20 protein-coding genes and 1 pseudogene are annotated in these 19,073 nt (G+C 70.2%); 9 read left to right on the forward strand and 12 right to left on the reverse strand.

All coding sequences use genetic code 11. The features are described 5' to 3' along the window. The first annotated feature begins 42 nt into the window (after positions 1-42). Positions 43-609: a DUF6817 domain-containing protein gene (locus tag OHO27_RS41535; protein ID WP_328430070.1), complete on the forward strand. Its 567-nt coding sequence runs from the start codon at positions 43-45 to the stop codon at positions 607-609. 92 nt (positions 610-701) lie between these two features. On the opposite strand, the gene OHO27_RS41540 is transcribed toward OHO27_RS41535, so the two are convergent. After that, a complete protein-coding gene (locus tag OHO27_RS41540; protein ID WP_328430071.1) occupies positions 702-1,442 on the reverse strand; it encodes a VOC family protein in 741 nt (246 codons plus the stop codon). 69 nt (positions 1,443-1,511) lie between these two features. After that, a complete protein-coding gene (locus OHO27_RS41545; protein WP_328430072.1) occupies positions 1,512-2,486 on the reverse strand; it encodes a helix-turn-helix transcriptional regulator in 975 nt (324 codons plus the stop codon). 136 nt (positions 2,487-2,622) lie between these two features. Between OHO27_RS41545 and OHO27_RS41550 the strand changes: the two genes are divergently transcribed. From OHO27_RS41550 to OHO27_RS41565, 4 genes are all read left to right on the forward strand, one after another. Continuing rightward, positions 2,623-3,018, forward strand: coding sequence for a RidA family protein (locus tag OHO27_RS41550; protein ID WP_328430717.1), 396 nt, complete (start codon positions 2,623-2,625; stop codon positions 3,016-3,018). A 143-nt stretch (positions 3,019-3,161) separates the two neighbouring features. Next, complete coding sequence (locus OHO27_RS41555; protein WP_328430073.1) at positions 3,162-3,878, forward strand: FadR/GntR family transcriptional regulator; 717 nt, start codon at positions 3,162-3,164, stop codon at positions 3,876-3,878. A gap of 400 nt (positions 3,879-4,278) precedes the next feature. Beyond that, positions 4,279-5,283, forward strand: coding sequence for a hypothetical protein (locus OHO27_RS41560; protein WP_328430074.1), 1,005 nt, complete (start codon positions 4,279-4,281; stop codon positions 5,281-5,283). Beyond that, positions 5,280-7,136, forward strand: a complete 1,857-nt coding sequence (locus OHO27_RS41565) for a GMC family oxidoreductase (RefSeq protein WP_328430075.1) — start codon at positions 5,280-5,282, stop codon at positions 7,134-7,136. Before OHO27_RS41560 ends, OHO27_RS41565 begins: the two co-directional genes overlap by 4 nt. A 48-nt stretch (positions 7,137-7,184) precedes the next feature. Here the strand turns inward: OHO27_RS41565 and OHO27_RS41570 are convergent, their stop codons facing one another. From OHO27_RS41570 to OHO27_RS41580, 3 genes are all read right to left on the reverse strand, one after another. Next, positions 7,185-7,499, reverse strand: a complete 315-nt coding sequence (locus tag OHO27_RS41570) for a DUF4326 domain-containing protein (protein WP_328430718.1) — start codon at positions 7,497-7,499, stop codon at positions 7,185-7,187. Positions 7,500-7,516: 17 nt separating this feature from the next. Next, positions 7,517-8,071, reverse strand: a complete 555-nt coding sequence (locus tag OHO27_RS41575) for a PaaI family thioesterase (protein WP_328430076.1) — start codon at positions 8,069-8,071, stop codon at positions 7,517-7,519. 77 nt (positions 8,072-8,148) lie between these two features. Then, positions 8,149-8,448 carry a putative quinol monooxygenase gene (locus tag OHO27_RS41580; RefSeq protein ID WP_328430077.1) on the reverse strand — a complete coding sequence of 100 codons (300 nt, stop codon included), beginning with the start codon at positions 8,446-8,448 and terminating at the stop codon, positions 8,149-8,151. A gap of 167 nt (positions 8,449-8,615) precedes the next feature. Here OHO27_RS41580 and OHO27_RS41585 point away from each other — a divergent pair, with 167 nt between their 5' ends. Further along, complete coding sequence (locus OHO27_RS41585; protein WP_328430078.1) at positions 8,616-9,575, forward strand: GlxA family transcriptional regulator; 960 nt, start codon at positions 8,616-8,618, stop codon at positions 9,573-9,575. A gap of 147 nt (positions 9,576-9,722) precedes the next feature. Here OHO27_RS41585 and OHO27_RS41590 read toward each other — a convergent pair whose 3' ends face one another. The 6 genes from OHO27_RS41590 to OHO27_RS41615 form a co-directional block, all read right to left on the reverse strand. Beyond that, a complete protein-coding gene (locus OHO27_RS41590) occupies positions 9,723-10,451 on the reverse strand; it encodes an LPXTG cell wall anchor domain-containing protein (RefSeq protein ID WP_328430079.1) in 729 nt (242 codons plus the stop codon). A gap of 287 nt (positions 10,452-10,738) precedes the next feature. Beyond that, a complete protein-coding gene (locus tag OHO27_RS41595) occupies positions 10,739-11,617 on the reverse strand; it encodes a PhzF family phenazine biosynthesis protein (RefSeq protein WP_328430080.1) in 879 nt (292 codons plus the stop codon). 56 nt (positions 11,618-11,673) lie between these two features. Beyond that, the gene (locus OHO27_RS41600) at positions 11,674-12,510 is read right to left on the reverse strand and encodes a carbohydrate ABC transporter permease (RefSeq protein ID WP_328430081.1); all 837 of its coding nucleotides are present in this window, start codon (positions 12,508-12,510) and stop codon (positions 11,674-11,676) included. Further along, positions 12,507-13,490, reverse strand: a complete 984-nt coding sequence (locus OHO27_RS41605; RefSeq protein WP_328430082.1) for a carbohydrate ABC transporter permease — start codon at positions 13,488-13,490, stop codon at positions 12,507-12,509. Before OHO27_RS41605 ends, OHO27_RS41600 begins: the two co-directional genes overlap by 4 nt. Before the next feature lie 2 nt (positions 13,491-13,492). Next, on the reverse strand, positions 13,493-14,794 hold the full coding sequence (locus OHO27_RS41610) for an ABC transporter substrate-binding protein (RefSeq protein ID WP_328430083.1): 1,302 nt from the start codon (positions 14,792-14,794) through the stop codon (positions 13,493-13,495). Positions 14,795-14,811: 17 nt separating this feature from the next. Then, a complete protein-coding gene (locus OHO27_RS41615; RefSeq protein WP_328430084.1) occupies positions 14,812-16,032 on the reverse strand; it encodes an aminotransferase class V-fold PLP-dependent enzyme in 1,221 nt (406 codons plus the stop codon). Positions 16,033-16,271: 239 nt separating this feature from the next. Here OHO27_RS41615 and OHO27_RS41620 point away from each other — a divergent pair, with 239 nt between their 5' ends. After that, positions 16,272-16,997 (forward strand): FadR/GntR family transcriptional regulator, encoded by a 726-nt coding sequence (locus OHO27_RS41620; protein ID WP_328430085.1) that lies wholly within the window; start codon positions 16,272-16,274, stop codon positions 16,995-16,997. On the opposite strand, the gene OHO27_RS41625 is transcribed toward OHO27_RS41620, so the two are convergent. Beyond that, positions 16,994-17,173: a hypothetical protein gene (locus OHO27_RS41625; protein WP_328430086.1), complete on the reverse strand. Its 180-nt coding sequence runs from the start codon at positions 17,171-17,173 to the stop codon at positions 16,994-16,996. The two genes, OHO27_RS41620 and OHO27_RS41625, sit on opposite strands and share 4 nt — an antisense overlap. A gap of 185 nt (positions 17,174-17,358) precedes the next feature. Here OHO27_RS41625 and OHO27_RS41630 point away from each other — a divergent pair, with 185 nt between their 5' ends. Both OHO27_RS41630 and OHO27_RS41635 read left to right on the forward strand, forming a co-directional pair. Continuing rightward, a complete protein-coding gene (locus tag OHO27_RS41630) occupies positions 17,359-17,772 on the forward strand; it encodes a hypothetical protein (RefSeq protein ID WP_328430087.1) in 414 nt (137 codons plus the stop codon). 328 nt (positions 17,773-18,100) lie between these two features. Beyond that, positions 18,101-18,913 (forward strand): annotated as a pseudogene (locus OHO27_RS41635) (class I SAM-dependent methyltransferase); the annotation flags it as partial. Positions 18,914-19,073 lie beyond the last annotated feature (160 nt).

Raw genomic sequence — 19,073 nt, forward strand, 5'->3', positions numbered from 1 at the left:
ACGGGCCCGAGACCGCCACACCGGTGAGAGGACATCCGAACCATGGCACCAGCCAGGCAACGACCGCTGACCGGTGAGGGTCAGGCAGCCATCGAGGCGTTTCTGCTGGAGCGGGGGGCCGGCCGGATGCCTCATCCCGGCGGCACCCTGTTGGAACATCTGCAGCGCGTTCGGTGGCTGTTGGCCGCATGGGGAGCCGGCCCCGCCGTCCAGACAGCGGGTCTGTGCCATGCGACGTACGGAACCGACGGTTTCGCACCGACACTGCTTCCCCTCACCGACCGGGCGACGCTCGTCGCGCTGATCGGCGAGCAGGCGGAGGCGTTGGTGTACCTGTACGCCGGCTGCGACCGCGCCACCGTCTATCCCCGTCTCGACGGCACCGCCCCAGTCGCCTTCCGGGACCGCTTCACCGGCCGTGAGCACACTCCGACCCCCGACGACCTGCGGGCCTTCCTGGAGATCACGGCGGCCAATGAACTCGATGTACTGGCGCACAACGCGGAACTGGCCAAGCAGCACGGACCCGGGCTCTACGGCCTCCTCACACGGACTGGCCCCTTGCTGTCGCCGGCAGCGCAGCTTGCCGTCGCCAGGCAATTGGCATAGGTGGCTGCGCCGGCCGGACTCCGGAGCAGTGATGCCGGAGACGTGTTCCGAGCCCACAAGGTCACGTGCCGGGGTGTCGCCAAGGCTCCGCGTCAGGGCAGGGCGAGGACGCAGAACTCGTGGCCTTCCGCGTCGGCCAGGCATGTCCACGGGACGCCGCCCTGGCCGACGTCGAGGTGGGTGGCGCCGAGGGCACGCAGCCGGGCCACCTCCGCTGCTTTGTCGTCACCGGGGTACGGCAGCAGGTCGAGATGGACGCGCTCCGGCACGGTCCTCACCCCGGGCGTGCGGAGGAACTCGAGATACGGGCCGCCACCCTTTGCGGAGCGGAACACCGCATGATCGTCGGTCACCTCGTGCAGGGTCCAGTCCATCGACTCGTCCCAGAACCGGGCCATGGCCCGCGGATCCGCGCAGTCGACCACCACCGCAGCGATCGGCCCGGTGTCCCGGTAGACCTCCCGAGGCTCCAGCACGCAGAACTCATTGCCCTCGGGGTCGGCCAGGACCGTCCACGGCACTTCGCCCTGGCCCACGTGGGCGGGCGTCGCACCGAGAGACCGGAGGCGCGCGACCAGCTCCGCCTGATGGGCCGCAGAGGTGGTGGCGAGATCGAGGTGCACACGGTTCTTCGTCGGTGTCTTGGGTTCCGGGACGGGAACGAAGTCGATGCCGAGGGCGACCGGGTCCGGCCAAACGAGGCCGCCGGCTGGCCCGACGTAGGTGGTGGAGCCGGGACTGTAGGCACTCCAGCCGAGCGCGTCCGCCCAGAACCGGCCGACCGCCGACGGAACAAGAGCCTTTATGTTCACCATGACAGGTCGCAGTGCCATGCGGGCGATCCTATGCGCCCGCCTCGCAACAACATCCGTGTCCGTGGCCGCCCGCAGAAGCGACAACTCTCAGGCTGACTCTCCATAGCGGCCTGCGATCGCGGAGGCGCGGTCGCGCAGGGAGTTGCGCAACCACTGCGGGGCCAGGGCTTCCGCGTGCGTGGTGAGCTGCCACAGCGCCCATTCGGCGTGTCGTGAATCCTGGAACGTAACCTCCAGCCGCAGCCAGCCGTCTGCGTCGGCTTCTTCGGCGTGGACGGCCAGCGCGGTGCCCGCCAGGTCCTCCCGCCGCTCCGGGTCCACCCGTACCGACACGGTGACTTGGTCGCCGCCGGTCCGGAACTGCGTGCTGCGTTCCTGCCAGGCCCGGTCCAGATCGACTCGGTCCGGTCGCTGCGCGGGTTCGTCGAGTTCCTCCGCGGCCAACACCCTGGACAGCCGGTAGGTGCGGTCCGCGCCAGATCTCGTGGCCAGCAAGTAGCCCTGCCCGCGTACGGTGACCAGGCCGATCGGGTCCACCGTGCGCCACTTCGGGGTCTGGTCCACAGCCGCGTAGTGGATGCGCAGTTTGTGTCCGGCGAACACTGCGCGCCGGACCTCGGCCACAACGCTGTCGGGCACCTCCTCAGCGACCGAGCGGCGTGCGAGAAGGTCCGTCTCCGGGTCGATGAGCAGTCGCTGCGCCGCTCCGGCCGCGGTGTCCCGATAGCTTTCGGGCAACGCGTCAACCACCTTGAGCATGGCCGAAGCGAGCGCGGAGCCGAGGCCGAACACCTGCGCGCCACGCCGCGATCCGGCCACCAGCAGGGCGAGCGCCTCGTCGTGGTTCAGTCCGGTGAGCTCTGTCTGGAACCCGGGCAACAACGCGAAACCGCCGTGCCGGCCGCGTTCGGCGTAGACCGGGACCCCGGCAGCGGACAGCGCCTCCACGTCGCGCAGCACGGTGCGCGTGGACACCTCCAGCTCGCGGGCCAGCGCGGCCGCTGACATCCGACCGCGTTGGCGCAGCAGCAACACCAGCGATACCAACCGGTCGGCGCGCATACGAGAAACCTACCGAAATACGTGACACAGGGTGTCGTGCTTGGTTGGGAGGCTTTGCATACGACGTCAAGGACGGGCGGCTGCACAGCCGTTGGACGTACACCTTGTCGATGAATCGAGTGGAGCTGATGTGGCTGTGGAGCGCACGACGGTCAACCCTTGGACGTGGTCGGTGGACATGGGTTACAACCAGGGTGAGATTGTCTCTGGGCACACCCGGACCTTGTACTGCTCCGGACAGGCCGCGATGAGCGGAGACGGCAAGCCCCGACATGACGGTGACATGGCGGCGCAGTTGGCGCTGAGCCTCGACAACCTGGAGGCCGTGCTCGGGGAGGCCGGCATGTCCCTCGGGAACCTCGTCCGGCTCAACGTCCACACCACCGACGTCGATCTGCTCTTCCAGCACTACGGCGTGCTGGCGTCCCGGTTGGGAGCGGCCGGGGTGGCGCCGACCACCACGCTGCTCGGGGTGACACGGCTGGCGATCCCCACCCTGATGATCGAGCTCGAGGGCACCGCCGTCGCGTGATCGCCGCCTCCGCTGCTCGGGCCGGTTCAACCGGCACGAGCAGCACGTCGAACTGCGTTCCACGGCACATTCGTTGACCCGGAGTCAACCTTAATGGTTGAGTGGATGAGTCACTGATCCACAACACGGCTGGAGGTGCCGGGATGACAGCACTGCCACGCGAGACGGTCGTCGACGTCCTTGAGAAACGGCTGCGCGAGGACATTCTCGCCGGGCGGCATCCGGCGGGGAGCTATCTGCCTCCCGAGCGTGAACTCGCCGACGAGTTCGGCGTCAACCGCACCACGCTCAAGCATGCGTTCGGCCGGCTGGCGCAGTCGGGGCTGCTGGAGACGCGGCACGGAGTGGGGACACGCGTCCGGGATTTCCTGCGTCTCGGCGGAGCGGATCTTCTGCCGATGCTCGTGCGGCACAGTCCGGACTGGATCGGTGAGATCTTCGAAGTGCGGTGCAGCATCGGGGCGTTGATCGCGGAGCGTGCCGCTGACCGGGCCACCGAGGCCCAGGTCGCCGATCTGCGGGCGCTGCTGGCAGCGGTCGGGGACGCGGACGGCGGTGACGACGTGCAGTTGGCGGACGCCGAGGTGCACCGGGCGCTCGCTCGTGCCACGGGCAACCGCGTGTATGTCCTGCTGACCAACACCCTGTTCAACGCGTATCTGCCGGTGCGCGCAGCGCTGGTCGAGCCCTTCACGGAGGCCCGGGCGGCCCACGACCGTCTGGCACCGGTCGTCGAGGCCGTGGCCGCCCGCGACTCCGAGGCGGCACGCGTCGCGGCGGGCGCCTATCTGTCGGCGACGGAACGCATCATGCTCGAGGGGCTGGCGCGCTCCCGCGAACGCCGGGACGGTGCGCTGTGACCTCACGCGGAACGGTGTTCCAGGAGGCGATGTCGGGTCGCGTGCACCTGAGCGACGAGGACCGTGAGCGCCCTGTGCGCCTGGACCTCGTGGTCCGCTCCGACGACCTGATGCTGCCGCACCGCACGACTCAGGCGCGCCTGACGGGAAGGGTGCGCATAGCCGGGCGGGCGGACGACGCCGAAGCCACCGGTGAGTTGGAGATCTCGCCCCTGGCCCGCCGCAGGATCCGCTACCGGATCGCGTTTGCCATGGAGGGCCGGCGACTGGTGCTGGACGGCTGGAAGTCCATCTCGCCGGCGCGCCCCCTCTCTTCGATGACCTTGCTGCCGTACACCCTCTATGAGGACGGCGAACGGGTGGGCGAGGGCACACTCCGCTTCCCCTCGCCACCGGACTGTTGCCCTTCCTGGCGAGCTTCCGCTTCCCGCGCGCCGCGCAGTCCGCACCCGCACCCGCACCCGACGGGCAGGATCTGGCCTCGCGCTGGGACGGTAACCCCGGGCGCACGGAGGTCTGGTACACGACCCTGACCGACCCGGCGACCGGCAACGGAGTATGGCTGCACCACGAGGTGGTGGCGCCCGCCGATGGCTCCGGCGCCTACGCGCACGGCTGGGTCGCCGTGTTCCCCAAGGACGGCCCCGCCGAGCACGCACGCTTCGGCCCCGTGCCGTGGACGCAGGACCAACAGGGCTTCGCCACCGAGGAGATCAGCGCCCGGCCCGGCCGTCTCACCGGCTCCGCGGGCCCCTTCACCTGGTCGCTCACGGAGACGCCCCTGAGCGGTCCGGTCCACACCTTTCCCCGCTGGTCCTGGCGGCGCCCCTGGCTGCCGGCCAGCCACATGCTGCCGGCCGCCCGTTGTCACTACAGCGGAACCGTCCGGTACGGAGCCGACGAGCTGCGGCTGGACCGGGCGGTCGGCGCGAGCGCCCGCATCTACGGCCACGGCAACGCGCGACGCTGGGCGTGGCTGCACGCGGACCTGGGCGGCGGTGACGTCCTGGAGATAGTTGCCGCGGTGTCCATGCGCCGCGGGCTCGACCGACTGCCGCCCCTGGTGTTCCTGCGGCTGCTGCAGAACGGGCGTACCTGGCCCCGTCGTGCGGAGCGCGCCGCCGTGGGCTGGGCCGGGCTCGGCCGGTTCCGGGCGGACATCGGCCTGCCCGAGTGGCATGTGGCCGGCCGCGCGGGCCGACGCCGCATCCGGGTGACGGTGACCCAGCCGCCGCAGCGGACGCTGGCCCTCGACTACACCGACCCCGACGGATCTCCCGCGGTCTGCCGCAACACCGAGACCGCAGACGCCGTGGTCAGCGTGGAACGCTGGTGGGGCACATGGCGACAGGAGGCCACCTGGCGGCTTTCCGGCACCGCCCACGCGGAGGTCGGCGACCGATGACTTCCTCAACGTCCCCTGGGCTTACGGCGCTTGCAGAGGCGCTGCTCGCGGACGACGGCACTGCCGCATGGACCCGGGCCGTGCCGAGGCGCCTCGAAACGCTCCTGGCAGCCATGCCCGCCCCCGCCCGCACCGCGATACACGGCGCGACCAAGGCCATCAATGCCTATGCCGTCGCCCGCACCGGCCGGCGCCTGCCGGCACTCGGACCCGCGGAACGCGAGCACGTCATGGCGTCGCTCGCCTCCCACCGGGCCCTGCTGCCCCTCCTGGACGCGGTCAAGGTACCGCTCCTGCTGGCTGCCGGTACCGAACGGACGGCGCACCAAGGCCCCGCGACCCCAGTGACCGCCGTCGACGATCCGCCGCTCGACTGCACTCCTTCGCGCGAGTGGCCGACACGTTCCACCGTCGATGCCGTCGTCGTCGGATCGGGAGCGGGTGGCGCGACGGCCGCCCGGACACTGGCCCGCGCCGGGCTGCGAGTCGTCGTGGTCGAGGAGGGCGAGCACCACACCACCGCGTCGTTCGGGCGCAGGGCTCCGCTCGACCGCTTCACCGACCTCTACCGGGACGGCGGCGCCACGATCGCCGTCGGGAACCCGCCGCTGGTCCTGCCCGTCGGCCGGGCGGTCGGCGGCACCACCGTCGTCAACTCGGGAACCTGCTACCGCACACCGGACCACGTCGTCACCCGCTGGCTGAGCCACCACGGATTCGACGTCGCCGAGGGCTTCGACGCACGCCTCGACGAGGTGGAACGCACCCTCCGAGTGGCACGGCAGCCGCTGGACGTCCTGGGCAACAACGGACTGCTCGCCCTGGCCGGGGCGAAGGAGCTCGGCTGGGCCGCGGCGCCCCTGCGCCGCAACGCCCCCGGCTGCCGCGGCTCGTGCCAGTGCGTCGTCGGCTGCCCCACCGGCGCGAAGCAGAGCGTCCAGCTGTCCGTGCTTCCCGAAGCCTGCGCGGCCGGCGCCGCGATCATGACGGGCGCCCGTGTCCTGCGGATCCTCACCGACCGCGACCGGCCCGGCGGTCCAAGGGCCGCCGGAGTAATGGTCATCCGCCCCGACGGCAGTCAACTGGAGATCCTGAGCTCCCTGGTCGTGGTCGCCGCCGGCGCCCTGCAGACCCCGCAACTCCTCCGTCGCTCAGGCCTCGGCGGTCACCCCCGGATCGGCCGGAACCTCAGCGTGCACCCGGCCATCAGCGTCGCGGGCCGCTTCAGCAGCCCGGTCACCGGCTGGAAAGGGGTCCTGCAGAGCGTCGGAGTGGAGGAACTGCACGCCGACGGCATCCTGATCGAAGCCACCGCGGCGCCCCCCGGGATGAGTTCGTTCGTGCTGCCGGGCGTCGGACGCGAACTGCGCCGCGAAGTGGAGGAGACCGAACAACTGGCGACACTCGGCGCCATGGTCGCCGACCGCCCCTCGGGCCGGGTCCTCGGCCGGGACCACACCCTGCTGCGCTACGACCTGGCGCCACGCGACGCCCGCCGCCTGCTCCGAGCCCAACGGGCCATGGGCCGCCTGCTGTTCGCCGCCGGTGCCGAGGAGGTACTCACCGGCGTGCCGCACGCCCCACGCGCTCGTACCCCCGAGCAACTGGAGCCGCTGCTCGACACGGTGACCGCGCGGCACCTGCACATGTCCGCGTTCCACCCCACCGGTACGGCCGCCGCCGGGACGGACCCGGAGCGGTCGCCGGCCGACGCCGTGGGGCGCCTGCGTGGCGTGCACGGTGTGCTCATCGCCGACGGGTCCGTGCTGCCCAGCTGCCCGGAGGTGAATCCGCAGCTCAGCATCATGGCTGCCGCCCTGGGCGTTGCTGAGCGCTTCGTGGCCGATGCGTGAACCCGGGTCTGGCCGCACCCGGGACGGGTCCGCGTCCGGGACTGTGCACTACGGCGCGAGCGAGTCGGCCAGTTCGGCGATGACCTGCGCGTGGCACGGCTGTGGGACACACCAGCAGCCGAGCCTGCGGCCACGGAGGGCGGGCAGCAGTTTGAGCAGGTCCGGACGGCTCAGCAGATGGGCCCGGTACTTGTCGATCACCGCCGCCCGGGTGCCGTCCCGGCCGGGCCGGAAGGGACTTGCGAGGGGTGAGGCATCGAGGTCCCATCCGCCACGGCGCATCGCGCGGCCGACGTAGACGACGTCCGCGTAGTCCGGGTCGTCGCGATGCCCTTTCATGTTGACGACCGTCGTGCGGTTCACGTCGTTCATACGCTCCCTCAGTCCGCGCCGTGCAGCGGGAAGACGGCGCAGGTGGCGGTCCCGTGCGCGTACAGCTTGCCGTCGGCCGCTCCGACGAGCCGCGCCTGCGCGGTCGCGGTCGTGCGGCCGACGTGGACGGCGGTGCCCTCGCAGCGCAGCGTGGGAGTGGTGTCGAGCACCGGCCTGATCAGGTTCACGCTGAGCTGGACCGTGGTGTAGGCACGGCCGGCCGGCAGGGCGCTCAGTACGGCGGTGCCGAGCGCGGAGTCGAGGAGGGTGGCCATGTAGCCTCCGTGGACCGTGCCCATCGGGTTGAAGAGGTGTTCTCCCGGCTCGCCTTCGAAAACGGCCTGCCCCTCCTCGACGGCCACCAGGCGAAATCCGAGGGTGGCGCAGATCGGAGCCTCGGGCAGACGGCCGTCCAGGCTCATACGGACCAGCTCGATGCCTGTATGGGCGCCGACGGCCGCGTAGCTTGTCGGGGGTTGCCAGGTGTGCGTACGCGAGCGGGGTCGGGCGGACGGCACCCCGTCGCCGAGTGCGCTGCCGCCCTTGGTAGCGGGCTGGGCCATGGTCTCTCTCTTCCTCGGTTTGTGGGGAGGGCGCCGGCCGGCAGCGCAGGTCAGGGAGCAGCCGGCCGGCGGTGGGATCAGGGAAGCTTGACCGCCAGGAGGTCGACCGGCCGGATGTCCGGTGCCTCACTGAGCATGGTGTCGGCGGCTCCCATCAGCGCGGCGGCGATCTTTCCCTGAAGGTGCCCTTGACGCCCCTGCTCGTCGGCGAAGGTGTCGAAGACCCCGAAGGTGGTCGCGCCCTGCCGGAACGCGTACCAGGTGACGGTGTGCTCCTCCTGCTCCGCCAGTTGGACGGCGTCCCGCAGCAGAGCCTCCACCTTCTCGGCGTACTCCGGCTTGGCCTCGATCCGGGCCAGCAGCCCCAGCTTCGTCATGCTGCATTCCTGTCTGTCGTCATGGGTGAACGTGCGGGTGTCTCTGGTCATCGGCGCACGTGCGGTGCTGGTACCGGGCACCGGATGTCGTCCGGACACCACAAAACTAGGCCGTCGCAGCCACCTCTCCCAGCGTCGGAAACGACGCATCCGATACCGTTTCCGTCATGGATGTGGCTGTACTGGCATACGACGGCGTGTTCGACTCCGGGCTCTCCGCCCTGCTCGACGTGATCGACGGGGCGAACGCCATGCGTGGGGAACTCCCCAAACCACCGCCCGCCTGGAAGGTCTCCACGATCGGCTTTCGCCGCCGGGTCCGCACCGGAGCGGGGCATGTGGTCGAGACCCTCCCCATGGACACGGCGAAGGAGACCGACCTGCTGCTGGTGCCCGCGCTGGCCGAACGACGGCCCGACGCCCTGATCGCCCATGTGTCGGGTTCGGCCACCGAGCCGGTGCGACACCTGGTGGCCGCGACACGCGAACGTCGCATCCCCATCGCGTCCGCCTGCACCGGCACGTTCCTACTGGCCGAGTCGGGGGTGCTGGACGGGCGCCGGGCCACGACGAGTTGGTGGCTCGCTCCGTACTTCCGTAAGCGCTACCCGGCGGTGACCGTCGACGAGACCCGCATGGTCACCACGTCCGACGGGGTGACCACGGCCGGTGCGGCGTTCGGGCACGTCGACCTCGCGCTCGCGATCGTACGGATGAGCAGCCCGGCCCTCGCGGATCTGGTCGCGCGCTACCTCGTCATCGACGAGCGCCCGTCGCAGGCGGCGTACACGATCACCTCGGCCCTCGCGCAGAGCGACCCCACGCTGGCGGCCTTCGAGCGCTGGGCCCGGGCGCACCTGGACCAGCCGATCTCGATCGCCGACGCGGCGCGCACCCTCGGCGTCAGCGAACGCACGCTCCAGCGCATCATGCGGCGCACACTCGGTACCTCCCCCGTCCGCTTCGTCCAGGACCTACGCGTCGAGCACGCCTCACACCTGCTGCGGACCACGGACCTGCCCCTGGAAGCGATCGCCCGCAAAGTCGGTTATGAACACGCCAACACCCTGCGCATCCTGCTCCGCGAACGCACCGGAGCGACAGCGAGCTCCCTGCGGGGGCGATGAGTTCCAGGTCGGCCGAGGGGGAGTGGGTCGGTGGATTCGGTGCGTGGTTCCATGCGTCGGAGCAGGGCGGCTGCCGGTGAACACACCCGCGGCGGCGCGGAGCAGACATCGCTCCGCGCCGCCGCAGTGGCGTCCGGCTGTGATGCGCTAGCGGCGGGACGCGGCCCTGCCTCGCCGGTACAGGAAGGTTCCGGCGGCCAGCAGCACTCCGCCGCCGGCCATGGCGGCCAGGACGCCCTCATCGATACCGGTGTCGGGCAACTCCCCCGGAGGGGTCGGCTTCTCGGGTGCCTGCATGGCCGGCGTCGGCGCAGGTGAGGCCGGTGGGGTGGTGTGCGGCGGCGGAGACGTGGGCGTCGGCTGGGGCGGCTCCTCGGGGCCGTACCCGGCTGGTTCGTCCGGGCCGTAGCCGGACGGTTCATCAGGGCCGTACCCAGACGGTCCGTCCGGACCGTACCCGGTCGGTTCGTCCGGGCCGTACCCCGCTGGTTCCTCCGAGCCGTACCCGGTCGGTTCATCAGGGCCATACCCCGACGGTTCTGACGGCCCGTACCCGGACGGTTCCTCGGGTCCGTAGCCGGATGTCTCCCGTGGGCCGTGCGGCGCCCCACGGTCGTTCTTGGACGGTTCTCCCGTGTGGTGCTCGGACGTGCCCTGCGCGTCCTGGCCCCACATCTTGTCGAACCGGGACATGGTGTCTTCGACCTTGGAGTGCATGGCGTCAAATTGCTTGACGTCGAACGGCTCGTCCGGGAAGTCCCACTGGAACGCACGGCTCGACGGCGCGGCGGGCGCATCCGCCTCCGTGCCATGTGGATCGTGGGCCGCGAACGCCCATGTGCCGCACAGGGACAGGGCGCTTGTGGTGGCGGCCACGGCCAATGCCCTGCTGAGGATCTGTCGCACTCTTGTTGTCTTTCTCTCGGACGGCAGGGTCGCGGCCGGTGCGAACGTGACGCCGCACCTTCAAACTCGCCGCAACGCGCAAATTGTGCACGAATGGTGAAGATTCGCAGGTACTGAAATGCTTGTACTGCTCCGGAATTAACCCAATCGTCCGTCCGTGGGGTCAGTTTGCCCCGAAACAAATAGGTTGCCCCAACACAAATAGGCCCTCCCGCGCCGGAGATGAACCCGGCGAGGGAGGGCATGCGACTGGCGCTTCAGACGATGCGCGTCCCCGCGCCACCGACTCGGACCCGCGGGTCACCGGCTCGTAGCGTCACGGTGAGTTCGCCGGGGCGGCCCAAGTCCGCGCCCTGGTGCAGGGTGAGGACGACGTCCTCCTCCACGAGGCCCAGTTCGCGGGCGTACGCACCGAATGCGGCGGCCGCGGCGCCGGTCGCCGGGTCCTCGACGACGCCGCCGACGGGGAAGGGGTCACGGACGTGGAACACGGTGGGGGACTCCCGCCACACCAGTTGAACCGTGGTCAGATCCAGGCGGTGCATCAGGGCTTCGAGGCGAGTGAAGTCGTACCTGAGAACCGCGAGGCGGGCGCGAGTCGCCGCCGCGAGAACGAGATGGCGGGCACCGGCGAAGGCGACACGGGGCGGGAACGCCGGGTCGAGATCGGCGGCCGGCCAGTCGAGTGCGGCGAGTGCCTCCGCGAGGTCGGCGTCCCCGATCTCCTCGATGTGCGGTTCGACGCTGGTGAGCGTGGCCCTGATCGTGCCGCCTTCCTCGGTGACCTCCACCGGTACGGTGCCCGCGCGCGTCGCGAAGACCAACTCCCCGGAGCCGATCCGTTCGGCGAGCGCCACGGCTGTCGCGACGGTGGCGTGCCCGCAGAACGGCACCTCGGCCTTGGGGCTGAAGTAGCGGATGGTGTACGCCCGTCCCGCCTGGCCGGACAGGCCCTCCGGGGGCGCGGTCAGGAACGCGGACTCCGAGTATCCGAGGTCGGCGGCGATGGCCAGCATGTCGTTGTCGTCCAGGCCACTGGCGTCCAGAACGACGCCGGCGGGGTTTCCACCGTCGGCGGTGCTCGAGAAGGCTGTGTAGCGCAGCACCTCGGGCTGCTGCGGCGCGTTCGTCGTCATGCTCGTGGCAACCGGAGCGAGGCCGCAGCCATTCCCGCCGCCGGCCCGCCTCCCGCTCAGCCCTTCACCGCCCCCGACGTGAGGCCTTGGACGATGTGCCGGCTGGCGAAGGCGAAGAGGAGCATGGTGGGCAGGATCGTGAGCACGGCCGCCGCGGACATCGAGCCCCAGTCGATGTTGAAGCTGGAGATGAAGCCGTTCAGGGCCGTGGGCACGGTCTTGTTGCTGTCGCTGTTCATGAGCGTCACGGACAGGAACAGCTCGTTCCAGCAGTTGACGAAGTTGAAGATGAAGGCGGCGACGATGCCCGGGCGCATCACCGGCAGCAGGACGCGGAACAGCGCCGAGAACCGGGACAGGCCGTCGATCATGGCGGCCTCCTCCAGCGCGTCCGGGATGTTCTCGAAGAAGCCGCGGAGCATCACCGTGCAGAAGGGGATGCACACCGCGATGTAGACGAGGGTCAGGCCGAAGCGGTTGTCGACCAGCTTCAGGTCGGTCATGAGCAGGTAGAGCGGACCCAGTGCGATGAACGACGGGATCATCTGGGTCACCAGCGCGGCCATCAGCAGCGCGGACTTGGTGCGGAACTCGAAGCGGGCCAGCACATACGCAGAGAGCATCGAGATCACTGTGGCCGTCGCGCCCGCCACGGTGGAGACCACGAGGCTGTTGGTGAGGTACGTCCCGAAGTCGGCCGTGCCGAACAGGCCGCTGTAGTTCTCCAGGGAGAAACGCTCGGGCCAGTAGGCGAGCGGGAAGTGGAAGATGTCACCGGGTGCCTTGAGCGAGGTGACGGTGATCCAGTAGAGCGGGAAGACGGTGAAGAGCAGCCACACGCCGAGGAACGTGAACTTGACGGCCCGGCCGGCCGCGGACTCCTTGCCGATCACGGCCTCACACCTTTCTTCTCGCGCGTGGCCATGAGGAAGAACACCGCGAACACCAGCAGCGCGGCCACCACGAGGAGGCCGAGCGCGGAGGCCCTGCCGTAGTCGCCCTGCTGAGTGATCTTGATCATCCAGGTGGTCACGATGTGCGTCTCGTTGTTCGGCCCGCCGCCGGTCATGCCGAAGATCAGGTCGGGGAAGTTGAAGATCCAGATCACCCGCAGAAGCACGGTCAGGGCCAGTGTGGTGCGGATGTACGGGATGGTGATCTGGAAGAGCGTGCGTGACTTGCTCGCGCCGTCCAGCGCCGCCGCCTCGTAGAGCTCGTCGGGGATCGACTGGAGCGCGGCCAGGATCATGATCGCGAAGAAGGTGACGCCGTACCAGATGTTGGCGATGAGCACGGCCACCATCGCCGTCTTAGGGTCCGCCAGCCAGGCGATCGGCTCGTCGATCAGACCGGCCTTCTGCAGCAGGTCGTTGACGACGCCGAACTCGCTGTTGAACAGCCAGCGGAAGAGGATGCCGATGAGGAACCCGGAGATCGCCCAGGGGAAGAAGATCAGCGCCTGGTAGAGGCCCCGGAAGCGGAAGCGGCGGCGCAGCCACAGGGCGAGGGCGAAGCCGATCACCAGCTGGGGGACGATCGAGCCGACCACCCAGACCCCGGTGTTGCCCAGTACGGTGCCCCAGGCGGGGTCGGCGAATACGTCGCTGAAGTTCTTCAGTCCGACCCACGAGGTGTCCGTGAGGTCGGTCAACTTCCAGTTGCGGAAGGCCATCTGACCGCCCGCGATCATGGGGTAGTAGGTGAAGACAGCAACGAAGACCGCGGCCGGTGCCATGAAGGCGGCGATCTGCAGGCCACGCCGGGTGGTGAACTCCCGCTTCCGGCCGCCCCGTTGGGGGAGACCTCGCTTGCGGGAGGCCTCCCCCTTGCCCGACCCCGTCGTCTTCGCCGTACTTGTGGATGTGACGGACATGCCTACTGCTCCTGCTGCCACTTCTCGGTCCAGTACGCGTCCCAGCCCGCGAGCAGCTTCTTGGGCGTCGTCTTGCCCAGGATCAGCTTCTGCACGTCGGCGTCCGCCTTCTGCTGCCATTCGGCCCACCAGGTGACGCCGCGCGGCTGGGTGACGACGAGGTACTTGTCCGGCTGCTCGGTCATGGTGACGTAGCTCGACCAGGGGCCGGTCTTGTAGAAGGGGTCGCTGGTCGCGGACTTGAGGATGGGCACCAGGCTGTTCTTCTTGGTGAACGTCGTCGACGCCTCGCCCTGTGAGAGGAACTCCACCAGCTTGACGGCCTCGGCCTTGTGCCCGCTGCCCTTGGCGACACCCCATCCGGCGGTGGCCAGCGGCTGCACGGTCTTGCCGCCAGGCCCGGCCACCAGCGGCGCGGTGCCCCACTGCCCCTTCGAGATCGACTTGGACTCCGAGACGGTGGCGATCACCTCGGGGTCCTGGAGCAGGAATGCCGTCGAACCGTTCGAGAAGGCCTCGACCATCTCCGGGTAGCCCCAGGAGACGGACGACTTGGGGGACGCCTGCTTGAAGAGCTTGAGGTAGTTCTCCATGGCGTCCTCCGCCTCGGGGGCGGAGAAGATCGTACGGCCGCTCTTGAGCTTGAAGCCGTTGGCCGGGTCGACCTGGTCGGCGAGGTAGGCCTCGATGGCGGCGGTGGCGTTGCTGTTGGAGTTGGCGCCGCCACGGAAGGCGTAGCCGTATCGGCGCTTGGCCGGGTCGTGGATGGCGGAGGCCTGCTCCACCAGTTCCGCCCAGGTGCCCGGCGGCTTGCTGAAGCCCGCCTCCTTGATCAGGTCCGTGCGGTAGAAGAGGCTCAGGCCGTAGAAGCCGTACGGGACGAAGTACGTCCTGCCCTTGGCGTCCTGCGAGGCGTTGACGGCGTTCTCCGTCATCGCCTGCCAGCCCTTCCAGCCGTCGAGGTCCTTCTTCATGTCGTAGAGCCAGCCGTTGTTCGACCAGGGCCCGACGGTGATGTCGCGGACCTCCAGGACGTCCACCCCGCTGCCGGACTGGAGCATCTGCTGGAGCTTCTGGTCGGCCTGCTCGGTGGGCGGGGAGACCAGGTTGACCTTGATCTTGGGATTCTGCTGCTCGAAGTCGGCTATGAGGTTCTTGAGCAGGTCGGTGCGGGTCGGGTTGGTCAGGCTCTCGACCATGTTCAGGGTGACTGTTCCGCTCGCCTCGGGGCTCATGGTGGAACAGCCGGTCAGGACCATCGCGGCGGCGGTGCCGAGCGCGAGAGCTGCCGTCCTTCTTCTCATTGTGCTGACCTCTTCCTTCAGTTCTCTCGTGCCCACCTGCCGAGGACGGGGACGCATTCCTCGGCGAAGTACTCGTAGTCGGCGGCGGTGTTGTAGACGTGGGCGGACAGGCGCATGTAGCCGACGCCGTCGAAGCTGGTGAACGCCGCCTCCACGCCCAGTTCGAGGGCCACCCGGTCGCGCAGTGCGTCGGCCTCGATCCGGTCGGCGGCGAGCCCGTCCGGCAGACGCACCAGGCGCATCCCGGGCACGGGCATGCCGACGTCGACGGCGGTGTCCGCGCCGGTCAGTTCGGCAAACGAGGCGCCGATGACACGGGCGCCGTAGTCGGCCAGGTCGTCCATGTAGCGGCGGGCGGCGGTCCAGCCCCAGGTGCGCTCGATGAAGGCGAGGGACGTCGGCGCGGCCAGGTAGGCGGTGGCGTCGATGGTGCCCTGCTGGTCGAACCGGCCGGGGTAGGGATCGGCCACGGCCCACGAGTCGATGAGGGGGTGGAGCCGCTCGCGCAGCGGGCCGCGGGCGACCAGCGCCGCGGTGCCGCGCGGAGCGCAGCCCCACTTGTGCAGGTTGCCGGTCCAGAAGTCGTAGGTCGCGTCGGCGAGCGGGGCGGCGAGCAGCCCGGGCGCGTGCGCGCCGTCGACGAGGACAGGGATGCCGCGCCGCCGGGCCTCCGCTCCGATGCGTTCCACGGGCAGCCGCCGCGCGGTCGCCGAGGTGATCTGGTCGACGACGACGAGCTCGGTGGCTTCGCCGAGTTCGTCGATCACGGCCTCGTACGCCTGGTCCGCGTCCGCGTCCAGCGGCACCCGGGCCGTACGGACCCGGCCGCCCCACCTGCGTGCAAGCCGCTCGGCACCCATTGTCACAGCCCCGTAGCCATGGTCGGTGACGACGATCTCCGCACCCGGGCGGAGGGTGCGAGCAGCGTAGACGACGCTCGCGCCGGCGCTGGCGTTGGGCACCAGGGCGAGGTCCCCCGGGCTGACACGCAGGAAGTCGGCGAGCTCGACACGCGTGGCGGCGAGCCGCTGGGGCAGTGCCGGGAACCACACCACGGGTGAGCGTTCCATCTCCACACGCAGCAGTTCCTGCCGCTCCTGCGCGACGAGGGGAACCGCCCCGAAGGAGCCGTGGTTCAGGTGCTTGAGGGCAGGATCCAGCGACCACGCCCGGGCGGCGGGCCGGCCGTCCGCCAGCAGCACAGGGCGCGGGGCGGTGGTCACCTCGGTCTCGCTCACAGGACTCCAGATCTGGGCAGGGGCGGGCCGACGGAAGGTCGGACTCCGCCGGACACATCTGATGACTCGGCATCCTGCACACCTTCTGCGGCGGAAACAAGGGTCGTACAGTGAAAGTCATCAGATGACTTTCGGGCGGCATACATCCGACACATCTGATGACTCGCCACACCTCGCTACAGTGCTCCGAGGGGGCCGCGGCATGATCGCGGGCCCGTCAGGGGAGGAAGAGGGGACAAATGTCCGCAGTCGAGAAGGCGTTCCACGGGCTACGGCACATGATCGCGTCGGGGCGTCTGGGTCCGGGCGAGCGCATTCCGCCCGAGGGCGACCTCTGCGAGGAGTTGGGCGTCTCACGGGGATCGCTGCGTGAGGCCGTACGGATGCTCGCCGCCCTGGGCGTCATCGAGCCGCGGCACGGCTCGGGCACGTACGTCTCACAGCTGCGTCCCGAGGACGTGATCGGCAGCCTCTCCCTGACCCTTGAACTCCTCCCGCTGTCGGGCCTGTTGGAGGTCTACGAGATCCGGCGCGTCCTCGAGGCCCACGTCGCCGCCCAGGCGGCGGCCCGGTGCACACCGGAGGCGGTGCGCACGCTCTTCTCGCTCATCGAGGACATGGAGGCCACGAGCGACCCGACCAAGGCCTCCGAACTCGACCACCGCTTCCACGCGGAGATCGCCCGGGTCGGCGGCAACCCCACCCTGGCCACCCTCCTGGCGGTCTTCCGCGCCCGCTCCCGCAAGTACCAGGTCTTCACCCTGCCCGAAGGCCCTGAAATGCGCAGAAAGAGCGACGACGACCACCGCGTCCTGGCCACCGCCATCGCCGACCGCGACCCCGTCGCCGCGGCAGGAGCCGCGCAGGCACACGTCGCCCAGACGGAACGGTGGCTACGCGCCTTCATGCCACCGATCGAGGAGACCGGCGTCCCGGACGGGACGGACGCGGTGAACGAGGCTTAGGTGCCGGCTCCCTCGACGAAGTCGTCCTCGCCGAGCACGCCCTCGCCCGCATGCTCGACTACGGCCTGATCGCCCCGCGTCTCCCCGCGCTCTACGAGTTCGCAGCCGAGGCACTTGAGGAGCCGCGGCTGACCTCCCTCCTCGATGATGGCGTGCCGGCCTATGTGTGGCCGCACGCCGATCGTTCGGTCTGGTTCACCGGAAACACGGGACCGCACCTGCGGGCCATCGCGAGGATGACGGGGGCACGTCTGCTCTGGGCGCCGCCCTCTCCGTACCGTCGGCCGTACCGGAAGACGCGAGGGTGAGGCTGGTTCGGTCCGGTTGGCATGCGCCGGGGTCCGCGGGCAGGATGCTGTCCATGCGCAAGCCGTACCAGGCCCAGGACCCGGCCCGTCCGGGCGCCTCCGCCGGCGCCACCCATGCGGTTCTGTCCCTGTGGTCGCAGGACTCCGTGCTGTCGATCGGTTCGGTCGGCTCGGTGCTGTCCATCGGCTCCGTCGGGTCGGCTCTGTCCATCGGCTCGATCGGCAGCGCACTGTCGGTCGGCTCGATCGGTTCAAGCCTGTCGCTGCTGTCCTTCGGGTCATGGCTGAGCACCGGGTCGGTGCTGTCGGCCCAGTCGACCTGGTCCGCGCTGTCCTGGCGCTCCTCACGCAGTTTCCTGTCCTCCGAGGGCAGGCGGGTCGCTGGGGTGGTGGGGGTCGCGGGCGCGGCGGCGGGAGCGGCTCTGCTGCTCGCGCGGACGACCCGGTCCGGGCGCCAGCTGCCTTGACTCGCGGGCTTGTGAGCCCCCAGTTATGCGCTGATGTGCTGCTCGCGCGTCCGGGCGCCGGGGCCACGCCGAGCGGCGCGGAGGCCGTGTTCGAGCAGCGGCCTTCCTGGGCTGTTCGGCTCGGGGCCCGGCGCGCCTCGGCTGCGCAGGCGGCCCGAGGTGGAGGATCGGAGGGACGGCGGCCAGGGGACGGGGTCGCCCCGGTATCGCTCGACTGCGCGAAGAGGTCGGTCATGAAGCCGTTGGACGACGCCATTCCCGCCGCTCGGGCGCGGGGCACGGAGCCCTGCGAGCCCGGTGGAGCGCCCGGTGACTCGCGGGCGGCAGCGTGACTGCCGCTCCGGGAGGGTCCGCCTCGGGCGGTGGCCGCTACGGCGAGGACGTCTTCCCTCCCGAGCAGGCGGGGGAGGGCGAGCGGATCGACTTCGGTGCGCTCGCCTACGACGACATCACCATCGGACGGCTGCGCGCGCTGGGGGTCGGCCCCGGCTGGCGCTGCCTGGACGTCGGTGCCGGAACGGGCACGGTCTCCCGTCGGTTGTTGGGCCAGGCCGGGGTGGACAGCGTGCTGGCCGTGGACCGTGACGTACGGTTCCTCACCGAACGGCCCACGCCCGGGCTGGATGTGCTGGAAGCCGACCTCACGTCCCCGGCTTTCGTCCGCGGCACGTTCCGGCTCGTCCACGCACGGTTCGTGCTGATGCACCTGGCCGAGCACGACCGGCTGATCACCACGCTCGCCGAACTGGTCGCGCCCGGCGGTGTGCTGGTGCTCAGCGACGCGGTCGACCTGACGAGTGACCGGACGCCCAGCACGCCGTACACCGCGGTGATGCGTGCGATGTGGCAGGGGCTGCGGGCCACCATCGGGACCGATGTCTCCTGGGTGCCGTCGTATCCACAGCTGTTGCGCGGGGCCGGCCTCGTGCCTGTCGCCGCCGAGATCCATGTGCCGCCGCTGGTGCCCGGCAGTCCCATCAGCCGTTTCTGGGCGGACACCTGGGAGCGGAGCAGGGCGGCGATGCTCGCCACCGGCCTGGTCGACGATGCGGACGTCGATACGGCGATCAGGTACCTGGGCTCGCAGGAGTGCGCCGCGCTGTCGGCCGGCATGCTTACCGCGTGGGGACGCAAGCCCGAGGCAGGAGAGCCTCAGGGACGCACCGCTTCGCTCTCCCGGACGACGGCCAGTGAGCCGTCTGCGGGTGCGGTCACGCCGCCCGTGGAGCACGCTGGGACATGGGGCAGCCGTACCCCCGGGCGATCGCCGTACCTCGGAGGTGGGTCCCGTGGCGCACAGG

Source organism: Streptomyces sp. NBC_00443 (assembly GCF_036014175.1).
In the GTDB taxonomy this organism is placed as follows: Bacteria; Actinomycetota; Actinomycetes; order Streptomycetales; family Streptomycetaceae; genus Streptomyces.